Source organism: Maribacter spongiicola, from assembly GCF_004364165.1.
GTDB lineage: Bacteria > Bacteroidota > Bacteroidia > Flavobacteriales > Flavobacteriaceae > Maribacter > Maribacter spongiicola.
In genome coordinates this window covers 1,199,355-1,220,057 of record NZ_SOAY01000010.1, presented here as the reverse complement: position 1 = coordinate 1,220,057, position 20,703 = coordinate 1,199,355, and the positions used below count along the sequence as shown (strand labels likewise).

Genomic DNA, 20,703 nt, shown 5'->3' with positions numbered 1-20,703 from the left:
GTAGCATGTACCATAAAATAACAAAACAAAAGAGCACCCATTGAAAAAATGGATGCTCTAAACTTAGTTGTGGGGCAAAAAAGGAATTACATTTTCATAAACTCCTGAACTAAAACCTCCATCAATACCGCCAACGAGGCCCAACTCTTTACTGTTGGCGGCATATTTCTGGATGTTTTACTTTTATTCTCTTTCTAAAACCAAATGATCATATAAACCTGTATCATTTTCATGCTTAAGCTCAATTCTCATTTCATCTATTTCTAATATCTGATAATCATTTGCCAACGGCTCGTAATTACTACCTTCTTCGAAAGAAATAATCATTTCTAACTTACCGCTAAATGTATTTCTATATACAAACCACATGCCATTAGTTAAAACAACACCATTAGGGTTTCTAATTTCTAGGCTTCCGTCATTTGCTAGATAAAATGAATCGTTCACAAAAAGCTCAGTAGACTCATCATTATTTTCTGCGAAGTAAGCGACATCCCATTCCGTATTATTGAATATGCTTTTAATGAATGTGATATCCTCCTCTTCCTCGTCATCATCAACACATTTTTTAACGATTACCAATTCATAGAATGTCTCTTCTACATTAAACTTTATAATTCTATCTTTTAAATCGCTCAACAACCACTCAAAACTCACTGCACCTTCATCACCTATAGTTATAGCTACTACAAAACGCCCTTGTGCATTGGTAGTCATAGTCCAAGTACCTTCAGAAACCGTAGCATTGTTAGTAAGTGTAATAACTCCTTCTGTTTGAAACTCAAACTCACCACCTAATAATCTATTGACTTGTTCACCGTTGTTCTTTACTCTTTTAATGACCCAAATACAATCTCTTAAAGTCTCACCTATACTTCCTGTGGTTAACTCCAATAAGTCTTCTTCACAGAATTGCTTCATGATTATTCGGTTACCATCACCACTGAATAACTTGATTTTATCATATCCTAAATCGTAGACATTCCATTCTAAATTGAAATCGGTAGAATTCTCGAATTCCATAGTAAGTTTTGCACCATCATCGCCAACGGTTGTTGTCCAAGTACCTTGAACTACAGTTGCACCGTTAAACCCAGTACTTACCGTACCATCTTCTTTAAAGTTTAAAATGTAGTTTACGTATTGCGGAGTCTGGTCAACATTGTCTCTTTTAAATTCTGTAACAAACCATACACACTCGATCAATTCTTCATTTAACTCATCTTTGTCAAAGTCATCATCGTTGTAATCATCGTCGTCATCTTCATCACAATCATCTTTTGCATTCTCAATAGCAATTGCCAATTCTTGATTGCTTTCTACTACAATAGTAGTTTGGTCATGTAATTCTAACGTCACGGGAAAATCAAAACTTATTAAACTATCATCTCCCAAATCTTTAAAGAACAAACGTAATTCACGATCACTTGTAACCTCAACAGTACTGGTCTGCTCTAAGTTGACATTAAAGGTGAACATCGTCATAGGATACACAAAATCTATACATTCTATATCTTCATCTTCGCCGCCTTCTTTACAATCTGCAGCTAATGAACGTAATTCGTCTAACCCGTTGATGGTAAATTCAGAGAAGTCGCCCGCAGTAATGGTAACAGGGAAAATGATATCTAGAAGATTTTCATCATCATCTATACTATCAAAAATTTCTTCTATCTGCTCAATATCATCTTCAGACTCAATGGTAAGTGTTATTCCGTTTACCTTAACCGTATATGGAAAATTGATTTGAAAACAACTTGTACCATCAACGATATTATCGCAAGAACCATCGTTAGAACTGGTACGTTGAATTAAATCTGCTGTAGCAGAATTTGCTGTAATTGCAGTTGGCTCTTCTCCGTTATTAATTTCTTCGATCTCATCTTGACAAGCAGTAAAGCTCAGCGCAATTGTTAGTAGGCTAACATACATTGCATATTTAAAAATCTTTTTCATAATGACTTGGTATTGTTTGTTATTATGTTTCTAAAACAACCGACTTTAAAAATACCCTACCTTCTTTTTTATTTTTTTTCAAATATCTTTGATGAAAAGCAATCTATTGAAAGCAGACCAACAACTAAATGTGTGCGAAGAACAGGTTTACAAAAGTGTTTTTAACGAAACGTCTAAATCCATCTTCAATTATATTTATTACAAATTTGGTAATGAAGAGAAAGCAAACGATGCTGTACAAGAAGCATTTGTAAAGCTATGGGAGAATTGCGCCAAGGTGGCACCGGAAAAAGCAAAATCATATTTATATACCGTTGCCAATAATCTATACCTAAATGTTATTAAGGCAGAAAAGGTTCGTTTAAAATATGCCGATGCTACTTTAAAGACTACTAATGAATCTCCGGAATTTATTATGGAGGAAAATCAGTTCAAAGAAAAATTAGACAACGCTTTGAATAGTCTGCCAGAAAATCAGCGCACTACTTTTTTATTAAATAGGATTGATGGAAAAAAATATACCGAGATTGCAAAAATGGAAGGCGTAAGCGTCAAAGCAATCGAAAAAAGGATGCATTTGGCATTGAAAAGTTTAAGGGAACAGATTGATGGAATATAGGTTAGTGAGTTAGTGAGTTAGTGAGTTAGTGAGTTAGTGAGTTAGTGAGTTAGTGAGTTAGTGAGTTAGTGAAAAAACTTTTTACATTTCAATTAAACAACACAACTACTTAATACTTTGTACTCAGTACTTAGTACTTAGTACTTAGTACTTAGTACTTAGTACTTAATATAAAAGTAAAAAAGTAGGGTAATCTAATACTCAGTTGTTATACTAATACAAAGCTAAAAATATGCAAGACAATTACTTAGCAAAATGGCTTAATGATGAATTGACGGAAGCTGAACTGGCTGAGTTCAAGAAGTCGGAAGCTTATGATACATATCAGAAAATTAAGGAGTCGGCGGCACAGCTAGAATCTCCTGAATTTGATGTGGATAAAGCATGGGAATCTATTGAAGAAACGAAGTCCGTAGAAGAAACCAAGGTATTTATCTTATCTCCATTCAAGAAGTTTCTTCGTGTTGCCGCTGTAGTTGCCGTGTTACTTACCGCGTCGTTCTTTTATTTAAATACTTTGAACGAATCTTATACAACGGAATACGCCGAAAACAAATCAATCACCCTACCAGATACTTCTGAAGTTATATTGAATGCCGAATCTGAATTGGCTTTCAGTGAAAAAAAATGGGATACCAATAGAAATGTTGATTTAAAAGGAGAAGCTTATTTTAAAGTAGCCAAAGGAAAAAAGTTCACCGTAGAAACGGCTGAAGGATTGGTAACTGTTTTAGGAACTCAATTTAATGTAGAAACAAGGGAAGATTATTTTGAAGTCACCTGTTTTGAAGGCTTGGTAAGTGTCACAATCAACGGTGAAGAAACCAAACTACCTGCAGGGAATTCATTGCTTGCAATAAACGGAAAAAGCACCATGTCTAAAGCTATCGTAGATGGCAAACCTTCTTGGTTGTCTAAAGAAAGTTCTTTTACAAGTATTCCATTACATTATGTCTTAGATGAATTGCAACGACAATTCAATGTTGAGATTACGGCAAAGGATATTGATACCGCACAGCTTTTTACAGGCTCGTTTAGCAATGAAAATTTAGACCTTGCCCTTAAAAGCATAAGCGTTCCTTTACAAATTAAGTTTAACTTAGATGGGAACAAAGTGCTGTTCTATGCTGAAGAAGCACCTTAATACTCTTATCACCTTATTTTTCTTACTGATTTTCAGTGGGGCGAGCTATGCTCAAAATACAACAAATGACAGTACCTCGCTTCGCGATTTCTTATCTGGACTAGAATCTAAATTTGATATAAAATTCTCTTATGCCGATTCCGATGTTGATACTGTCTACATCACAAAACCAACATCCAATGATCTTGATGAAATTCTCACCGAATTAAGGGAAGTAACGGGAATAACCATCAACAAATTAAACGACCGTTATTACACTCTAACCAAAACTACCACGATTTCTATCTGTGGTTATGTTTTCGACAACTTTCAAGAAAACAATATACCCGGTGCCACAGTTGAAATTTATGAATCTAACCTCTCTGGAGTTACAGATGAAAATGGTTCTTTCAGCTTTGAAAATGTTCCCATAAATTCATTAGTCTACATAAAACATCTTGGTTACAAGCCCATTTTTATTGAAGCGAAAGAACTTTCAAAAACTTCCGATTGCAAAACTATTGCTATGGCGCTCAGCTACCAAGAGTTAGATGAAGTAATTGTAACGCAGTTTCTAACCATAGGATTAAATAAACTTAACAACGCAGGTTTTGAATTGAGTCCCGCGGAATTCGGAATTCTACCTGGAGTAAGCGAACCAGATATTCTGCAAACCGTTCAAGCTTTACCGGGAATTAAGAGTGTTGATGAAACGGTATCTGACATCAATATACGAGGTGGCACAAATGACCAAAATCTTATTCTGTGGGACGGAATTAAAATGTACCAAACCGGACACTTTTTCGGGTTAATATCAGCATTCAATCCGTATGTAACAGAAAAAGTGACCATCATCAAAAATGGTACATCTGCCATGTATAGTGATGGTATTAGCGGAACTTTGAGCATGCACACCAAAGATGAGTTACCATTAAACATTTCCGGTGGAGCCGGATTCAATTTAATCTCGGGCGATGTTTTTGGTGAAATTCCCATTCAAGATAACATGGCATTACAAGTATCTGCACGTAGATCATACACCGATTTTTTGAATACTCCCACGTACACTACCTTCTCAGAAAAGGCATTTCAAGACACCGAAGTAAATAGTGAGAGCGAATTCTATTTCTATGATCTCACGGCGAAGTTTATGTATGAAATCAATCCGTATCAGAAAGCAAGTGTGAGTTTAATTAACATGAGCAATAATCTTAATTACATTGAAACAGCTAACGATACACTTGCTCCAAACAGAAGTAATCTGAATCAGGATAATTTTTCTATTGGTGCTGAATTACAGAGCCAATGGACAGATTATTTTTCATCTCAACTTAGCATCTATTACACGCAGTATGATTTGGATGCCCTATCCATATCTAACAATGATGCCCAGCAGTTAGAACAGAATAATCTAGTAAAAGAATCAAATATCAAATTAACTACCAACTATAACCTAAGAGAGAACCTAGCTTGGATGAACGGTTATGAATTTACCGAAACAGGAATTGAAAATACTACCAATGTTAATCAGCCACCATTTGCCAGTAATATAAAAGGCGTAATTCGTAAACACGGGTTATTCAGTGAAATATACTATAGCTCAGAAGATGAGAAATTAACTGGGTTTATTGGTGGAAGATTGAACTATATCGAAAACTTGGATACCTTTCAAGAATACATCTTTGAACCTCGAATTAATGTTAGTTATGAGCTACTGCCGCATTTTAAAACCGAAGTATTAGGCGAATTTAAAAGTCAGGTTACCAATCAGATCATCGATTTGGAACAGAACTTTCTAGGTATAGAAAAAAGAAGATGGATACTTTCTGATGGTGACGCCTTACCCATCACCAAAAGCAAACAGGGATCTATTGGTTTTAATTATGATACCAATAAATTATACGTAGGCATAGATGCTTTTTACAAAGAAGTAAATGGTATTAATGTATACACCCAAGGTTTCCAAAATCAGAATCAGTTTGATGGTGAAATTGGCTCGTACGCAGTTAAAGGAGCCGAGTTTTTAATTAATACAAAGAATAACGACTATAGCGCATGGCTTAGCTACACCTTCAATAAAAACGATTACACATTTGATATCTTAAATCCAGCTACATTTCCAAACAACTTAGATGTTAGACATGCTATCACCCTTGCAGGCAATTACACCCTAGGTGATCTTAAATTAGGAATAGGTATTAATTACAAATCTGGAAAACCATTTACCCGACCAGATGAGAGTGACCCCATAAATGCTAATGTTTTTCCTACTGAAATAAATTACGAAGAACCTAATAGCAGCAGACTACCCGAATATTTCAGGGCAGATGCATCAGCAAATTACACCTTAAAAATGGGCGATAAAATGAATGCTATTTTTGGCGTATCAGTATTAAATTTCACGAATAGACAAAATACCTTAAACACCTATTACAGGCTGCAAAATGGTAATACTATTGAAACTATTGAACGCTTATCATTAGGTATTACGCCCAATGCTAGTTTTAGGATTCAGTTTTGATTTTGATTTAACTTTTTAATCACCAATACATGAGGAAAGGTTATAGCAGCCAAAAAAGAGAAAAAGAAAGCTAAAGACTTTTCAAAGTTATCTCTAAAAATAAATAGCAAGAAAAGTAGTCCCACAACAGAAATTAACCAATATGGTAATGATGTTACCACAAATGAACGAAAGGAACTTTTATTAATATGACCATGCAAAAAGAATATCTGATCATAAAGGGAGGGAATGGAATGCCAAAGGATGAAATATATAGTAAAACCCCATAACAAAGAAGCTGTTTTAAAAACCACAAAAAATATTACTATAAAAAACAGCTCCTTTATCGGGTAAATTTTCAATTCTTTCTTCAATATTAAGATGATACTAAAAGCCAATGTACTTAAACCACTAATAAGTAATCCAATTTCAAATATAGATTTAGGAACAGAGTAACCTATTATATTTTTAATAATCTCGACTGTTGCCATATAATTTGAACTAAAAAGGAGGAAAAGAATAAACGTACCATAGGTGAAATAAAGGCCACTAATTGTAAAAGATGCTTTAATGGTCTTAGAAATAAAATGTTGTTCTCCAAAATGATAACCACTAAAAAGCACAAACACAATTAACGCTAGGCTTGGCACTAGATAAAAAATTAATATACTGCCAAATACAAAAACTACATAATACAAAAGAATCTTGAAATAATTTCGAGTTAATTTCTTCTTAGTATCAGTCCTCTGAAGCAGAGTAAGGTCATTTGCACCATGTAAAATTCCAAAAGAAAGAATAAAAATATAGGCCATAACATGCTCTATCATGTCTTCAAAAATAACCGCCAACCACAATGAAAAGAACGTGGCTACAATAGTTATGCTTTCTAACTTGATAAAATCAGTATGCTTATTTTTTATTTTGTTCAATATTTTAACATTTTAGTTAAACAAATACTGTTTAATCTTTTGTAAATTTACTTAAACAATTTATAAAAACTTAAACTATGGAACATTTTATTACTTCAATTTCTCTGGTTTCCAAAATGGCACCAGATGATTATGTAGGTTTTACCTTTTTTATTGGATCTATGGCTATGATGGCTGCATCTGCTTTCTTTTTTCTTTCATTGAGTCAATTTGATTCTAAATGGAGAACATCAATCTTAGTTTCTGGTATAATTACATTTATTGCCGCAGTACATTATTTTTATATGAGAGATTATTGGGAGGCTTTTGGAGAGTCACCAACTTTCTTTAGATATGTTGACTGGACATTAACTGTACCACTAATGTGTGTAGAGTTCTATTTAATTCTTAAAGTAGCCGGCGCTAAAAAATCACTACTCTGGAAACTAATTTTAGCTTCAGTAGTAATGTTAGTAACAGGATACTTTGGAGAGGCAGTTTACACCACAGGTAGCGGACCAGCTGTTTGGGGATTAATCTCAGGTCTTGCGTACTTTTATATTGTATATGAAATTTGGTTTGGTTCTGCAAAAAAATTGGCAGAGCAGGCAGGTGGGGCCGTACTAACCGCACACAAAACTTTATGTTGGTTTGTACTTGTAGGATGGGCAATTTATCCACTGGGTTACATGGCAGGCACGCCTGGATGGTATGATGGACTCGGAGACTTAGGTCTTAATATGGATGTTATCTATAACATAGGAGATGCAATAAACAAAATAGGATTTGGTCTTGTTGTGTATAGTGCAGCAGTTACCGCAAAAAAAACTGCATAATATAATAGCAACATATTTAGTTGGTTAATAATTATAGTTGCTATGAAAAAGATCGCTTCGGCGATCTTTTTTTTTACATGCGCTCAGGCACTTCAACACCCAATAATTTGAATGCATCTTGTATAACCTCAGCAACTTTTTTAGATAACTGAACACGTAAAACTTTCTTCTCTTCGTCAGACTCGCCAAGTATAGAAACTTGCTGGTAGAACGAATTAAATTCCTTCACCAAATCATAAGTATAATTCGCAATCAATGCCGGACTATAATTCTCCGCAGCTAACTGAATGATATCTGGGAAGATTTGAAGTTGTTTAATCAACTCCTTTTCCTTTCCGTGTAATTCCGTAACCTTGGCATCTTTAGAAATATCGATACCCATACTTTCTGCCTTCCTTAAGATAGACTGAATACGAGCGTAAGTATATTGAATAAACGGACCAGTATTTCCTTGAAAATCTACAGATTCTTCAGGATCAAATAAAATTCGTTTTTTAGGATCTACTTTTAATATGTAGTATTTTAATGCACCTAAACCAATCATTTTATAAAGCGATTGCTTTTCGGTTTCATTATAATCTTCCAGCTTACCTAATTCTTCAGAAATTGTAGCGGCAGTTTGTGTCATATCTGCCATAAGATCATCGGCATCAACAACAGTACCTTCTCTACTTTTCATTTTTCCGCTTGGTAAATCTACCATCCCGTAACTTAGATGATGTAGTTTTTTAGACCAAGAGAAACCTAGTTTCTGTAGTATTAAGAACAATACTTTAAAGTGATAATCTTGCTCGTTCCCTACAGTATACACCATACCATTTACATCTGGGTGGTCTTTTACACGTTGTATCGCAGTACCAATATCTTGGGTCATGTAAACCGCAGTACCATCTGAACGAAGAACAATCTTCTCATCTAAGCCGTCTTCGGTTAAATCTATCCAAACACTACCATCTTCCTTTTTAAAGAAAACACCTTTTTTTAATCCCTCAGCAACTACATCTTTTCCTAAAAGGTAAGTATCACTTTCATAATACAGCGTATCAAAATCAACTCCTAAATTCTTATACGTAACCTCAAAACCTTTGTACACCCAACCATTCATGGTTTTCCAAAGCGCAACCGTTTCTTCATCGCCAGCCTCCCACCTTAAAAGCATATCTTTTGCTTCCAGTAAAATCGGAGCTTCTTTTTCGGCAACTTTTACGTCAGTACCTTCAGCTACTAATGTCGCAATTTGTTCTTTGTACGCTTTATCAAAAGCAACGTAATAATTACCAACTAGCTTATCTCCTTTAAGACCTGTAGACTCTGGCGTTTCTCCGCTTCCGAACTTTTGCCAAGCTACCATACTTTTACAAATATGAATTCCGCGGTCATTGATTATTTGTGTTTTGTAGACTTTCTTACCCGATGCCTTTAAAATTTCAGCAACAGAATATCCTAATAAATTATTACGAATATGCCCAAGGTGCAATGGCTTATTAGTATTTGGCGAAGAATATTCTACCATAACCGCATCATCAGACTCCTTTACAAATCCGAAATTCTCCACTGAAGAAATCGAATTAAAAAAATCTAAATAGAAACCATCGTTAATAACGATATTCAAAAATCCCTTAATCACATTAAAGCCAGCAACAGCATCTACATGCTCCTCTAAGTATGCACCAATCTGCTCACCAATTTGAACCGGATTCCCCTTTACCACGCGCAACATCGGGAAAACCACAATAGTGACATCGCCTTCAAAATCTTTACGTGTAGGTTGAAATTCTACATTTGGCAATTGCTTGTCAAAGATAGATTGAACCGCTTCTTTTACTTTATCTGATAGTACCTCTTGAATATTCACCAAAACGTTTAATTAAGGCTGCAAAACTAATCATTTTTTAGGCTTTTAAGGTAAACAGATGCGGCATTCATTCGCCTTTTCGCTAACTTTAATAAAAACACAACAATCAAATACGCATGCTTGTAAATGTATCTTACAATAATAAAGAGATTATCAAAAAAATAAATGAAGAAGTGGGTACGCCTTTTACATTAAAAGAACGATGGGCATTGGGCGGCATTGGCTCCCCAAAACTCATTATTACCGATACTAGTGTAGAAATTAGAAATTTATTGATTTTAGATAATAACAGAGATATTTGTAATATAGAAATGAGACCTAAAGGTATTATTGTCGGTTTTCGCTCTTTGTTAGAAAGCTATGCTTTGATTATACCCTACTACAAACTCACCCTTTATAAAGGAGAAGCATCTGTTTATTCCATTTATAGAGACCATCATTTTATTAAAGTTGAGTCTGACACCAAAGCAGTACAGAAATTCTTTAAAAAACTAGTGGGCTATAAAGCTGATAATGCACCAACCGCTATAGAAGATTTATAATATGTTCGCAGATTCACCCAAATTAGATATAAAACTTACTAAAAAGCAACAAAGGCAAATCGCTTTAGGATGGATTATAATTGCGGTGAATTTTTTAATTGCTGGTGTTTTTTACCACGATTTACCAGATAGCATTCCTACACATTTTAATTACAAGGGAGATGTTGATGGTTATGGAGACAAAGATTCAATTTGGACCCTTCCTTTAATAATGGGATTAACCTATGCCCTTTTAGCTTTAATCATAAAAAAGGTAAAGCCATGGAATATGAATTACCCGGTTAAAGTAACAGAGAATAATGCCCCAGAAGTTTATAAAATGTCTTTGCAAACATTGATATATATAAACTTATTAATATCAATCATAGCTACTCCAACAATAGTAGAAATTATTTTACTTGCTCATAAAATCGACTTAGGTTTTAAAATATCAAGTCTATCTATAATTATTGTAGCCATGGTAACACTACTACCAATTTATTTCATTTTTAAGATGTTCAAAATAGCTAAGTAATGAAGATACTACTTACAGGAGCCAATGGTTATATAGGTATGCGTATTTTGCCGCAGCTATTAGAAATGGGTCATGAAATTGTTTGTGCGGTACGAGATGAAACCAGACTTTCTATAGATAAAGAAACCAGGCAGCAAATAGATGTTATTGAAATTGACTTTCTAGAGGAACCAAAAGAAAATGTAGTACCCAAAGATATTGATGCCGCCTATTTTCTAATTCACTCCATGAGTTCTTCAATACAAGATTTTGATGAAATGGAGGCAAAGACGGCTGAAAACTTCAATAAACATGTTGCCGACACTCAAATTAAACAAGTAATCTATTTGAGCGGAATTGTGAATGACAACAACCTTTCTAAACACTTACAATCTAGAAAAAATGTAGAAGATATTTTATATCAGGGCGACTTCAAATTAACGGTGTTAAGAGCAGGTATCATTGTAGGATCCGGCAGTTCTTCTTTTGAAATTATTCGTGATTTGTGTGAAAAATTACCTGTGATGGTTACACCGAAATGGGTATTGACAAAAACGCAACCTATTGCCATACGTGATGTCATTACATTTCTAACAGGTGTATTAGGGAATGAAAAAACGTATAACGATTCTTTCGACATTGCAGGTCCTAATGTAATGACCTATAAAGAAATGCTGCATAAATACGCAGAAGTCAGGGGGTTCAAAAACTGGATTTGGACCGTACCCGTAATGACCCCAAAACTGTCTTCGTATTGGTTATATTTTGTAACCTCTACCTCATATAAATTGGCATTGAATCTAGTGGATAGTATGAAGATCGAAGTAGTCGCAAAAGACACTCGATTACAAGATATTCTTGACATTACTCCCCACACCTACAAAGAAGCAATTGATTTAGCCTTTAAAAAAATTGAGCAGAACTTAGTAATAAGTAGTTGGAAGGATAGCATGATCAGCGGGCGATTTGTCGATAATCTTGAAAAGCATATACAAGTTCCAAAATTTGGAGTACTAAAGGATTATAAACAAGTAAAAATTTCGAATCCCGAGAAAGTATTAGAACGCATTTGGAGTATTGGCGGTGAAACCGGATGGTATTACGGCAACTGGCTTTGGAAAATACGCGGATTTTTGGATAAGCTTTCTGGTGGTGTGGGTCTACGACGTGGAAGAACACATCCAAACAAAATATTTGCTGGTGATTCGCTAGATTTTTGGCGGGTACTATTAGCAGATAAAAAAGCAAAACGACTACTGCTATTCGCCGAAATGAAATTACCGGGCGAAGCATGGTTAGAGTTCAAGATTGACGAGAATAATGTGCTACATCAAACCGCAACATTTAGACCACGTGGCTTACGAGGTAGATTATATTGGTATAGCATAGTGCCGCTCCACTACTTCATTTTTGGTGGAATGATCAAAAATATCGCTAATCAGAAAAATACTAATCAATAATCAGAACTTCTATTAAGCCTTCTTTGAAATCTTTAATGGCAATTCAGTTAATCGTTCTCCCGTTAAGCGTCTAACTGCATTGGCAATCGCGGCACCAATTGGACCCAGAGGTGGCTCCCCTACTGCACCTGGTGTATCTTTACCTTGCAATAAAACTACATCAATTTCTTTTGGTGCATTCTTCATCAATGCCATTTGATAAGGTCCGTAAATTGTTGGCGTTAATTCTCCGTCCTCCACAAACATTTGCTCGTAAAGTACGGCACTCATTCCCATAATTATACAACCTTCGCATTGTGCACGAATTTGATCAGGATTAACGGCCAAACCTGGATCCATAGCAATCGTTACCTTATGTACTACAATTTCACTATCTACGATTGAAACCTCCGCTACCTGTGCGCAGGGTGTATTTGCATCTATAGAAGCAGCAAAACCCATAGCACGACCATCTTTTACTTCTTCGCTATAATTGGCTTTTTCGGCAGCGGCTTTAATTACATTTTTTAAACGGATGTCAATTGGTTCATCTGCAATTTGATGCAATCTAAAATCGACCGCATTCTTATTTGCTTTTAACGCCATTTCATCCATAAAACTTTCCATTGCGAACGTATTTGCTAATAACCCCAAACTACGCCACCAACTGGTAGCAAAAGGCAATGCTACGTGCCAACACTCCGCTTTAAAATTAGGTATAGCGGTGTATTGAATGAATCCGCCGCGAATAGCGCCAACATCTGCACCCAAAAAGTTGGTAAGTGCATTAGGTATTAGAGCAGAATCGGTGGCAACATCGCCACTCACGAACTGATGTTCAAGACCGTCTAAATAACCCTGATCATTTAATTTTCCTTTAACAACATGATGTGTTGGTGGTCGAAACATATCATGTTGAAATTCTTCTTTTCTACTAAAAAAATATTTAACAGGTTTACCTACGGCTTTTGACATTATTGCAGCCTGCACAGCATGTGGTGTATGCAATCTTCTACCAAAACCACCACCTAAATAGGTAGGTATTACATTGACTTTTTCTACATCTAAATCTAAACGCTTTGCCACCTCTTTTCTAGTAAGACCCACAACCTGAGTCGATATCTTTATGGTCGCAGTATCACCATCTACAAATGCAACAACACCATTTGGTTCAATTTGAGCATGTGCCCCAATTGGACTTCTAAATTCTAAAGTGACTACTTCATCTTGATTACCAAAAGAGTCTCCGTTCTTCTGTATCACCGAAGACTTTCCGTTGCCGACAGTCATCATTTTTACGATTTCCTCGGTATTTAAATTGTCATAACTATCCCAAGTAACATTGATAGCATCTTTAGCACGCTCAGCTTCAATCATAGAATTTGCCACTACACCCACAAAATCATCCTCAACGATAATTTTAATTACTCCGGGCATATTTTCTGCCGCAGAAGTATCTGCACTGACAAATATTGACCCAATTTTTGAAGGTCTTACCACGGCACCATAAAGCATATCAGGCATTTCAGCATCCATCCCGAATATTGGATCTCCGTATACCTTCGCATCCAAATCAACCCTAGCTACAGGTTGACCTATGTATTTATAATCTTTAGCATCTTTTAATACAGGAACATCTGGCACTTCCCAATTCTCGACTCCCTCAGCAGCCTGAGCGTAAGTCAATGTTTTTCCATTACCCGATATGATTCCGTCTTCAACAGAAAGTTGATCAACGCCTACATTCATTTTAAGAGCAGCTTCTTTTAAAAGCATTACCCGAAGCATGGCAGAAAGTTCTCTAAGCGGTTTCCATAGTCCAGAGATAGAAGTACTACCACCAGTGGCAAAACTATCTACATTACCAGTTGATGAAGCTGCATGCACTACTTGAATCTGATCCATAGATACAGACAATTCTTCGGCAGCCATTTGGGCAATACCAGTAAATGTACCCTGCCCCATTTCCATTTTGGGAGAATGTAATAGGATGTTATTATCAGAAGTTACCTCGAACCAAACCATCGGTTGGTCAATATTATCTAGATAAGGAGCTTCAAGTGAATTAACCACGCCTAAAATTTGACGTCTTATCGGGCTTCTAAATAAGTAGGCTCCAATGGCGACAACACCTATGGTTCCTAATCCGCCCTTGACTAAGAATTTCCTTCTAGACACCTTCTTTGAATCACTTCGTTTACTAGCCATCGATTATGCCTCTTTAGAATCATTAGTTAATTTCTCAGCTTGCAAATCAGCCGCCTTATGTATGGCTTTTCGCATTCGGTAATAGGTACCGCAACGACATATATTTATAATATTCTTATCAATATCTTCATCTGTTGGTTTGGGCACTTTGTTTAACAACGCAGCCGTTGCCATCATAAAACCTGGTTGACAATAGCCACATTGTGGTACAATTTCCTCTATCCAAGCTTGTTGAACAGGATGCGGATTTTCTCTATCTCCTAACCCTTCTATTGTAGTTACTTTTTTTCCTTCCGCAAATTTTACGGGATAAGAACATGACCTGACCGCTTCACCATCTACATGCAAAGTACATGCTCCACAGGCAGCTTTTCCGCATCCGAACTTTGTACCTTTTAAATCTAAAGTATCTCTAAGGACCCAAAGCAAAGGTGTATTCTCATCTGCTATATCTACGGTTTTTAGAACACCATTTACAGTCAAGGAAATTTCCATAAAATTTTATTATTTAGAAGGTATTATTGCTCCGTTAGCAAACCAGATTTCAACAGCTTTCTTAAATTCTTCTTTTGAAACTGGCGGTATCGTTCTTGGCTCACCATCTGCATCTACACCTGGTTCCCAAGCCCAAAGCACCAAATCATCTTCGGTCATATGCTCAATAAGTTCTTGATGACTTCGATTGCCATTCATGCTTTTATCAAGTAAACGTTCTGCTATTTGTGCGCGAGTGAGTCCTTCCCAAGCCATTGAAGCTGGTGCCAATGCCCAATGAGGAGCACCCGGAACACCCGAATTTAAATTATTTTCAGATTGATGACATGTATTACAGCTCGTTGCTTTAAAACCATGATCATCTTCACCTCTAGCCATACCAAAATAATGCGGATGACTAGTATCGCCCTGTTTTGGTATATGATCACTAGGATGACAATTCATACAACGTTGATGCGTTAGTACATCCATCACCTTGTTATATGAATCATCAGATTTTGCCTCTCTTATTACTTCATTTTCTAAAGATGAATAACCAGATATTTTAGGAGAACTTGCAAATACAAGTATAGCTCCAACAACAAAAAGTGATACAAAAATATAAAATGGTTTCAGCTTCATAATCAAAACCTGGTTTCTATGAAGATAACAAAAGGCTTTGACTTTTATTAATCCATTTAAACAAATAATCAACTAGGCAAGCCAAAGAAATTATTTCTTTGGAAGAAAAACCTCTGCCATCATACAACGAGCACTACCGCCACCACAAGTTTCAATAGTATGTAATGAGCTATGTAGAATTGCACAATGATTTTCAATCTGCGCTATCTGTTCTGGTCGCAAACTATCATAAGCTGCAGAACTCATAACCATATACCTTTTGTCTTCACTACCTAAAACCTGAAGCATATTACCAGCAAAATGATGCATTTGTTGTTCGGTTATAACAATCACTTCCTTACCATCTTTTTTAAGGTGGTCCAACACATTTTTTCTTTCCTTCTTATCATCAATAGAATCTGTACAAATGACAACGAAATTTTCTGCCAAAGCCATCATCACGTTTGTATGATAAATAGGTAATCGCTTACCGTCAACAGACTGATTAGCTGTAAAAATCACTGGAAAAAAATCAAAATCTTCGCAAAACTCAATGAACAAATCTTCATCTGCACGTTCAGATAATGCACAATATGCCTTTTTATTTACTCTATCTATTAATATGCTACCTGTACCTTCAAGAAATAATTCTTCTTCTTCAGCAGAAGTATAATCTATAACATCATTGATCTTAAAACCGCTTTGTTCTAAGATTTCAAAAATATCCTCTCTACGTTCATTTCTTCTGTTCTCAGCAAACATTGGATAAACACCGACTGTTCCGTTTGAATGAAATGAAATCCAGTTATTAGGAAAAACACTATCCGGAGTGTCTGGTTCATTAGTGTCTTGAACAACGATAACATTAACTCCTTTATCCTTTAAAGCGGATACAAAGGCATCAAACTCTTCTTGAGCTTTCTGATTTATCTCTTGATTCTTCATATCAATATCTTCCATAAAATAGTTATTGACAGCGGTCTGCTCGTTCATTCTAAACGACACCGGGCGAATCATGAGTATGGTATTTGTTATTTGCATAGGGGTACTAATTAAATTTTTCTTTTTTATAAATCTTTAAAATTAAGCTCTAATTAAAGGCAAGGTACTACAACGCAACAGCCCTTCTTGCTTTGAAATTTCGGCATAGGCAATTTCTTCTACCGTAAAACCTTGTTCACGTAACCAATTATTAAGACGCGTGAAATTACGTTCGGACACTACAACATCCGGTGAAATAGAAAATACGTTACTATACATATGGTACATTTCATTGGCATCTATTTCGAAGATATTTTCTTTTCCAAAGAAATCTACCAACCATTGGTACTCCTCTTCTACCAGAAATCCGTTTTTATGTAATATTGCCTTCCCTTTTCCTAAAGGTTGAAAACAGCAATCTAAATGCAATGCATTTTCTTGCGCAACAGTATTAGACTTTCTTAATTCGAAGGACTTCACTGTTTTGTTTGGAAATTGTTTTGTCAAATACGCTACGGCAGCTTTATTAGTTCGAGCAGTTATATAAGAGGAATAGTCAGCAGCTGTATAGGTGCCTACAAAAATATAATCGTTCCAAGGCATTACATCACCACCTTCAACATGAACGTCATCTGGCGGTGTTAAAATATTTTCATCATCGATTTTATCCAAAACATGCAAAATCGCTTCAACCTCTTGTTCGCGATCAGGTAGTATATTTGCTTTGATAAGCTTGTTTTCAATAACAAAAGCAATATCTCTAGTAAATATTTGGTTACAGTCTTCAAGAACCTCAGGTCTAAAAACCTTAACATCATATTTCTCGAATACTTTTCTAAAACCCTCCATCTCAGCGACCATATCTGCTTCAACCGGATACGTACCCGCTTTAATATGTTCTATTGATTTTGGATCATAAGCCTCTTCAACGGTAGGTGTTGGTCCAGAGCTTTTAGCAATTCCTAATACGACAGATTTTAACCTTGAAACTTCATCGTTAATATTTAACTGTAACATAAATTTATATTTTAAAATGAATTAAAAAATGGCACAAAAAAAAGCCCCTTTAAAATTAAAAGAGCTTTTTGTTTTTTTGATAACGGTAGCAATCTACCTCTTGTCGAGTTCGACAAAAGGTCTTAAATTTTCACCTACATAAACTTGTCTTGGTCTACCAATAGGCTCGCCGTTCAATCTCATTTCTCTCCATTGTGCGATCCAACCTGGCAATCTACCTAAAGCAAACATTACCGTAAACATTTCTGTTGGTATACCTAAAGCTCTATAGATAATACCAGAATAGAAATCTACGTTTGGATATAATTTTCTATCAACAAAATATTGATCCTCAAGTGCTTCTTTCTCCAAACCTTTTGCAATAGCAAGAATAGGATCATCGATACCTAAATCTGACAATACTTCATCGGCAGCTTTTTTAATAATTTTAGCACGTGGGTCGAAGTTTTTATACACTCTATGACCAAAGCCCATTAATCTAAAAGGATCAGATTTATCTTTAGCCTTCGCCATATATTTTTTAGTATCGCCACCATCTGCTTCGATTGCTTCAAGCATTTCTAAAACAGCTTGGTTAGCACCACCATGTAATGGACCCCATAGTGCAGAGATACCTGCTGATAAAGATGCAAATAAACCAGCATGCGAAGAACCTACGATACGTACGGTACTTGTAGAACAATTTTGCTCATGATCTGCATGTAAAATCAATAATTTATCTAAAGCTTCAATAATTAATTTGTTCGATTTATACTCTTGATTAGGACGTTTAAACATCATTTTATGAATGTTCTCCACATACCCTAAACTATCGTCACCATAATCTAATGGAAGACCTTTCTTTTTACGCAACGTCCAAGCTACAAGAACAGGAAACTTAGCCAGAATACGCACAATTGAGTGATACATAGCATCGTCAGAACTTACATCTACTGTCGACGGGTTAAAAGCTATTAAAGCACTTGTTAAAGAAGACAAAACTCCCATTGGGTGTGCAGACTTTGGAAAACCGTCCAAAATCTTTTTCATCTCTTCATCTACATGAGATTCATCCTTAATGTCTTTGTGAAATTTCGCTAGTTCTTTTGCGTTTGGCAATTCACCAAAAATCAATGCATATGCAACTTCTAAGAAATCTGCTTTCTCAGCTAATTCTTCAATTGAATATCCTCTATAACGCAAAATTCCTTTCTCACCATCTAAAAAAGTAATGGCGCTTTCACATGAACCTGTATTTTTATACCCTGGATCAATAGTTATAATTCCATTGGTAACCGAACGCAAAGTAGCGATATCAATTGCAAGTTCGTTTTCGGTTCCCTTAACAACAGGAAACTCATATTTTTGACCATTATATTCTAAAATAGCTTTGTCTGACATTTTTAATTTTTACATTTTAAATACTCTCGTAAAGTTAACAAAACAAGAGTGGTTTACCAATTTCAAAAATCTGTTTTGGGTAAAATTAACAATAAGTTCTATGAATAGCTTTCATTACAACAGATAAAGTGAAGTGTAATATTCATCTAAAGATTTTTCCCAGGTAAAACGAGCCTTTTTTGCATTGGCTTTTATTTTTTTCCAGCTTTCTTTATCATGTTCCCAAATGGTCAAAGCCTCATCGAAACTTTTTACCATATTACTAATTTGTTCATCATATGAATTACCACTAAAAGCAAAACCGGTTTGTAAATGCTCAACAGTATCTTTTAATCCGCCTGTATGATGCACTAAACAAGGGTTCCCGTTTCTCATGGCTAGCATTTGACTAATACCGCATGGTTCGAACAAACTCGGCATAAAATATAAATCTGTTTCTAAATACATAGAATCGATTAAATCTTCAGACTGTCCATTTGTAAAAACAAAATTCTTGTGGTGATAGCTCATATGACGAAAGAAATCTTCATAATCGGGATCACCTGTACCTAATAAGATAAAAATACCTTCTATTTCATCTAACCTGGCTAAAATTTTCTCAAAAGCTTCAGGAGAACGCTTTAGGAAGTAAAATTTCTGTTCAGTGAGTCTTGCGACACTCGACACAATAAATTTTGGTTTGTTACCAACATATTGCATAATTTTCTCACCAGTATGGGCAAGAAAATCTGCTTTATACTTCTTTGAATTTTCTTGAAGCCATCTAAAAATAGCTTTTACCGTATTTCTATATAACAAACCTTTTTCTGCAACTCTAATATTATCGTAATTACTGGCATTTAATATTCCGAAAAGGCGTCCCTCATTATTCGCTTTAATTAAATCATTCTCCAAACTTTCGCCTCCTATAAACTCCGGTCTTCTACTTGGCAACAGCACATCTTCTTTATAAGATGGCGAAACCGTATGAACAGCATCGGCGAAACGAATACCCACCGCCATTAAATTAATGCAATCTTGATAGCGAGGATCCATCAAAGCTTTATGGTCCAATTGAACTTCTGGAAACCAATGACTTACAGATGCGTAATTATTATAAAAAGGGCGAATACCTTGTATAGCCAGATTATGAATCGTGTATACATATCGCATTTTCTTTAAATCTTGATAATTAGGATGATATGTTTTTATAAACAAAAGTGCAGCAGAATGCCAGTCATGCATATGCACTATGTCTAAATCACCAAAAGCACCAACCTTAATAGCCTCTGCCGTAGCAGTGCAGAATATTATAAACTTTATAAAATCGTTAAAAAATGGCTCGGTAGGGTCATCATGATAAATATGGGCAATACCACCTTCTACTATTTCAGCATGGTGAATTACATAATGTGTAATATTCTTATCTATCCTTTTTGGTACAACTTCATACAATTCTGCTGTATAAGGCATACCTCTAAGACTAAATTCAAGTTTAGTCTTAAAAATTCCATTTTTATGTAATCTTGAATAGGCGGGTACCACCACGTGAGCTTTATCTCCTCGTTTCGATATCTCTCTGGGCACATCTCTTACAACATCACCCATTCCACCTGCTTTACAATCAGGAATGGCATCGTTCTCTGCGGAAACAAAAAGAAAATTATTCATACGCTAACAAAGAGGTATTATTAATGGTTTATTCTCAAAAGGTAGTTAAAGTTTTGAAGTACGCCAAAAAAAAAAGCCTTTCTCTAGAGAAAGGCTTAATT

The 20,703-nt window shown here is 35.5% G+C and carries 17 protein-coding genes; 7 read left to right on the top strand and 10 right to left on the bottom strand.

What is annotated here, in order from left to right; translation table 11 throughout:
• Positions 1 to 183: 183 nt before the first annotated feature.
• Complete coding sequence (locus CLV90_RS05710) at positions 184 to 1,956, bottom strand: hypothetical protein (protein ID WP_243835269.1); 1,773 nt, start codon at positions 1,954 to 1,956, stop codon at positions 184 to 186.
• A gap of 91 nt (positions 1,957 to 2,047) precedes the next feature.
• Here CLV90_RS05710 and CLV90_RS05705 point away from each other — a divergent pair, with 91 nt between their 5' ends.
• The 3 genes from CLV90_RS05705 to CLV90_RS05695 all read left to right on the top strand — a co-directional run bounded on the left by CLV90_RS05705 (position 2,048) and on the right by CLV90_RS05695 (position 6,219).
• Positions 2,048 to 2,575: an RNA polymerase sigma factor gene (locus CLV90_RS05705; protein WP_133686514.1), complete on the top strand. Its 528-nt coding sequence runs from the start codon at positions 2,048 to 2,050 to the stop codon at positions 2,573 to 2,575.
• A 232-nt stretch (positions 2,576 to 2,807) separates the two neighbouring features.
• A complete protein-coding gene (locus CLV90_RS05700) occupies positions 2,808 to 3,719 on the top strand; it encodes a FecR family protein (protein ID WP_133686513.1) in 912 nt (303 codons plus the stop codon).
• Positions 3,700 to 6,219, top strand: coding sequence for a TonB-dependent receptor (locus tag CLV90_RS05695; protein WP_133686512.1), 2,520 nt, complete (start codon positions 3,700 to 3,702; stop codon positions 6,217 to 6,219). The genes CLV90_RS05700 and CLV90_RS05695 overlap by 20 nt, the downstream gene beginning before the upstream one ends.
• Here the strand turns inward: CLV90_RS05695 and CLV90_RS05690 are convergent.
• On the bottom strand, positions 6,210 to 7,127 hold the full coding sequence (locus CLV90_RS05690; RefSeq protein ID WP_133686511.1) for a Brp/Blh family beta-carotene 15,15'-dioxygenase: 918 nt from the start codon (positions 7,125 to 7,127) through the stop codon (positions 6,210 to 6,212). The genes CLV90_RS05695 and CLV90_RS05690 overlap by 10 nt on opposite strands.
• Positions 7,128 to 7,204: 77 nt before the next feature.
• On the opposite strand from CLV90_RS05690, the gene CLV90_RS05685 reads away from it, so the two are divergent.
• Positions 7,205 to 7,942 (top strand): bacteriorhodopsin-like, encoded by a 738-nt coding sequence (locus CLV90_RS05685; RefSeq protein WP_133686510.1) that lies wholly within the window; start codon positions 7,205 to 7,207, stop codon positions 7,940 to 7,942.
• Between the two features lie 73 nt (positions 7,943 to 8,015).
• On the opposite strand, the gene argS is transcribed toward CLV90_RS05685, so the two are convergent.
• A complete protein-coding gene (gene argS / locus CLV90_RS05680; protein WP_133686509.1) occupies positions 8,016 to 9,797 on the bottom strand; it encodes an arginine--tRNA ligase in 1,782 nt (593 codons plus the stop codon).
• A gap of 116 nt (positions 9,798 to 9,913) precedes the next feature.
• Between argS and CLV90_RS05675 the strand changes: the two genes are divergently transcribed.
• Genes CLV90_RS05675 through CLV90_RS05665 form a run of 3 tightly spaced genes read left to right on the top strand, consistent with a single transcriptional unit; the run spans position 9,914 to position 12,292 of the window.
• Positions 9,914 to 10,339 carry a hypothetical protein gene (locus CLV90_RS05675; protein WP_133686508.1) on the top strand — a complete coding sequence of 142 codons (426 nt, stop codon included), beginning with the start codon at positions 9,914 to 9,916 and terminating at the stop codon, positions 10,337 to 10,339.
• Position 10,340: 1 nt separating this feature from the next.
• Entirely contained in the window at positions 10,341 to 10,853 is a 513-nt protein-coding gene (locus CLV90_RS05670; protein WP_133686507.1) for a DUF1648 domain-containing protein, read from the top strand.
• The gene (locus CLV90_RS05665; protein ID WP_133686506.1) at positions 10,853 to 12,292 is read left to right on the top strand and encodes an SDR family oxidoreductase; all 1,440 of its coding nucleotides are present in this window, start codon (positions 10,853 to 10,855) and stop codon (positions 12,290 to 12,292) included. Before CLV90_RS05670 ends, CLV90_RS05665 begins: the two co-directional genes overlap by 1 nt.
• A gap of 12 nt (positions 12,293 to 12,304) precedes the next feature.
• On the opposite strand, the gene CLV90_RS05660 is transcribed toward CLV90_RS05665, so the two are convergent.
• From CLV90_RS05660 to CLV90_RS05630, 7 genes are all read right to left on the bottom strand, one after another.
• Positions 12,305 to 14,479, bottom strand: coding sequence for a xanthine dehydrogenase family protein molybdopterin-binding subunit (locus CLV90_RS05660; RefSeq protein WP_133686505.1), 2,175 nt, complete (start codon positions 14,477 to 14,479; stop codon positions 12,305 to 12,307).
• Positions 14,480 to 14,482: 3 nt separating this feature from the next.
• The gene (locus CLV90_RS05655; RefSeq protein ID WP_133686504.1) at positions 14,483 to 14,974 is read right to left on the bottom strand and encodes a (2Fe-2S)-binding protein; all 492 of its coding nucleotides are present in this window, start codon (positions 14,972 to 14,974) and stop codon (positions 14,483 to 14,485) included.
• Positions 14,975 to 14,983: 9 nt separating this feature from the next.
• Positions 14,984 to 15,595: a hypothetical protein gene (locus CLV90_RS05650; RefSeq protein WP_133686503.1), complete on the bottom strand. Its 612-nt coding sequence runs from the start codon at positions 15,593 to 15,595 to the stop codon at positions 14,984 to 14,986.
• 90 nt (positions 15,596 to 15,685) lie between these two features.
• A complete protein-coding gene (gene ctlX / locus CLV90_RS05645) occupies positions 15,686 to 16,615 on the bottom strand; it encodes a citrulline utilization hydrolase CtlX (protein ID WP_133686502.1) in 930 nt (309 codons plus the stop codon).
• 42 nt (positions 16,616 to 16,657) lie between these two features.
• A complete protein-coding gene (locus CLV90_RS05640) occupies positions 16,658 to 17,572 on the bottom strand; it encodes a dimethylarginine dimethylaminohydrolase family protein (RefSeq protein ID WP_133686501.1) in 915 nt (304 codons plus the stop codon).
• A 93-nt stretch (positions 17,573 to 17,665) separates the two neighbouring features.
• The gene (locus tag CLV90_RS05635; RefSeq protein ID WP_133686500.1) at positions 17,666 to 18,952 is read right to left on the bottom strand and encodes a citrate synthase; all 1,287 of its coding nucleotides are present in this window, start codon (positions 18,950 to 18,952) and stop codon (positions 17,666 to 17,668) included.
• 114 nt (positions 18,953 to 19,066) lie between these two features.
• Positions 19,067 to 20,602 (bottom strand): glycogen synthase, encoded by a 1,536-nt coding sequence (locus CLV90_RS05630; RefSeq protein ID WP_133686499.1) that lies wholly within the window; start codon positions 20,600 to 20,602, stop codon positions 19,067 to 19,069.
• Positions 20,603 to 20,703 lie beyond the last annotated feature (101 nt).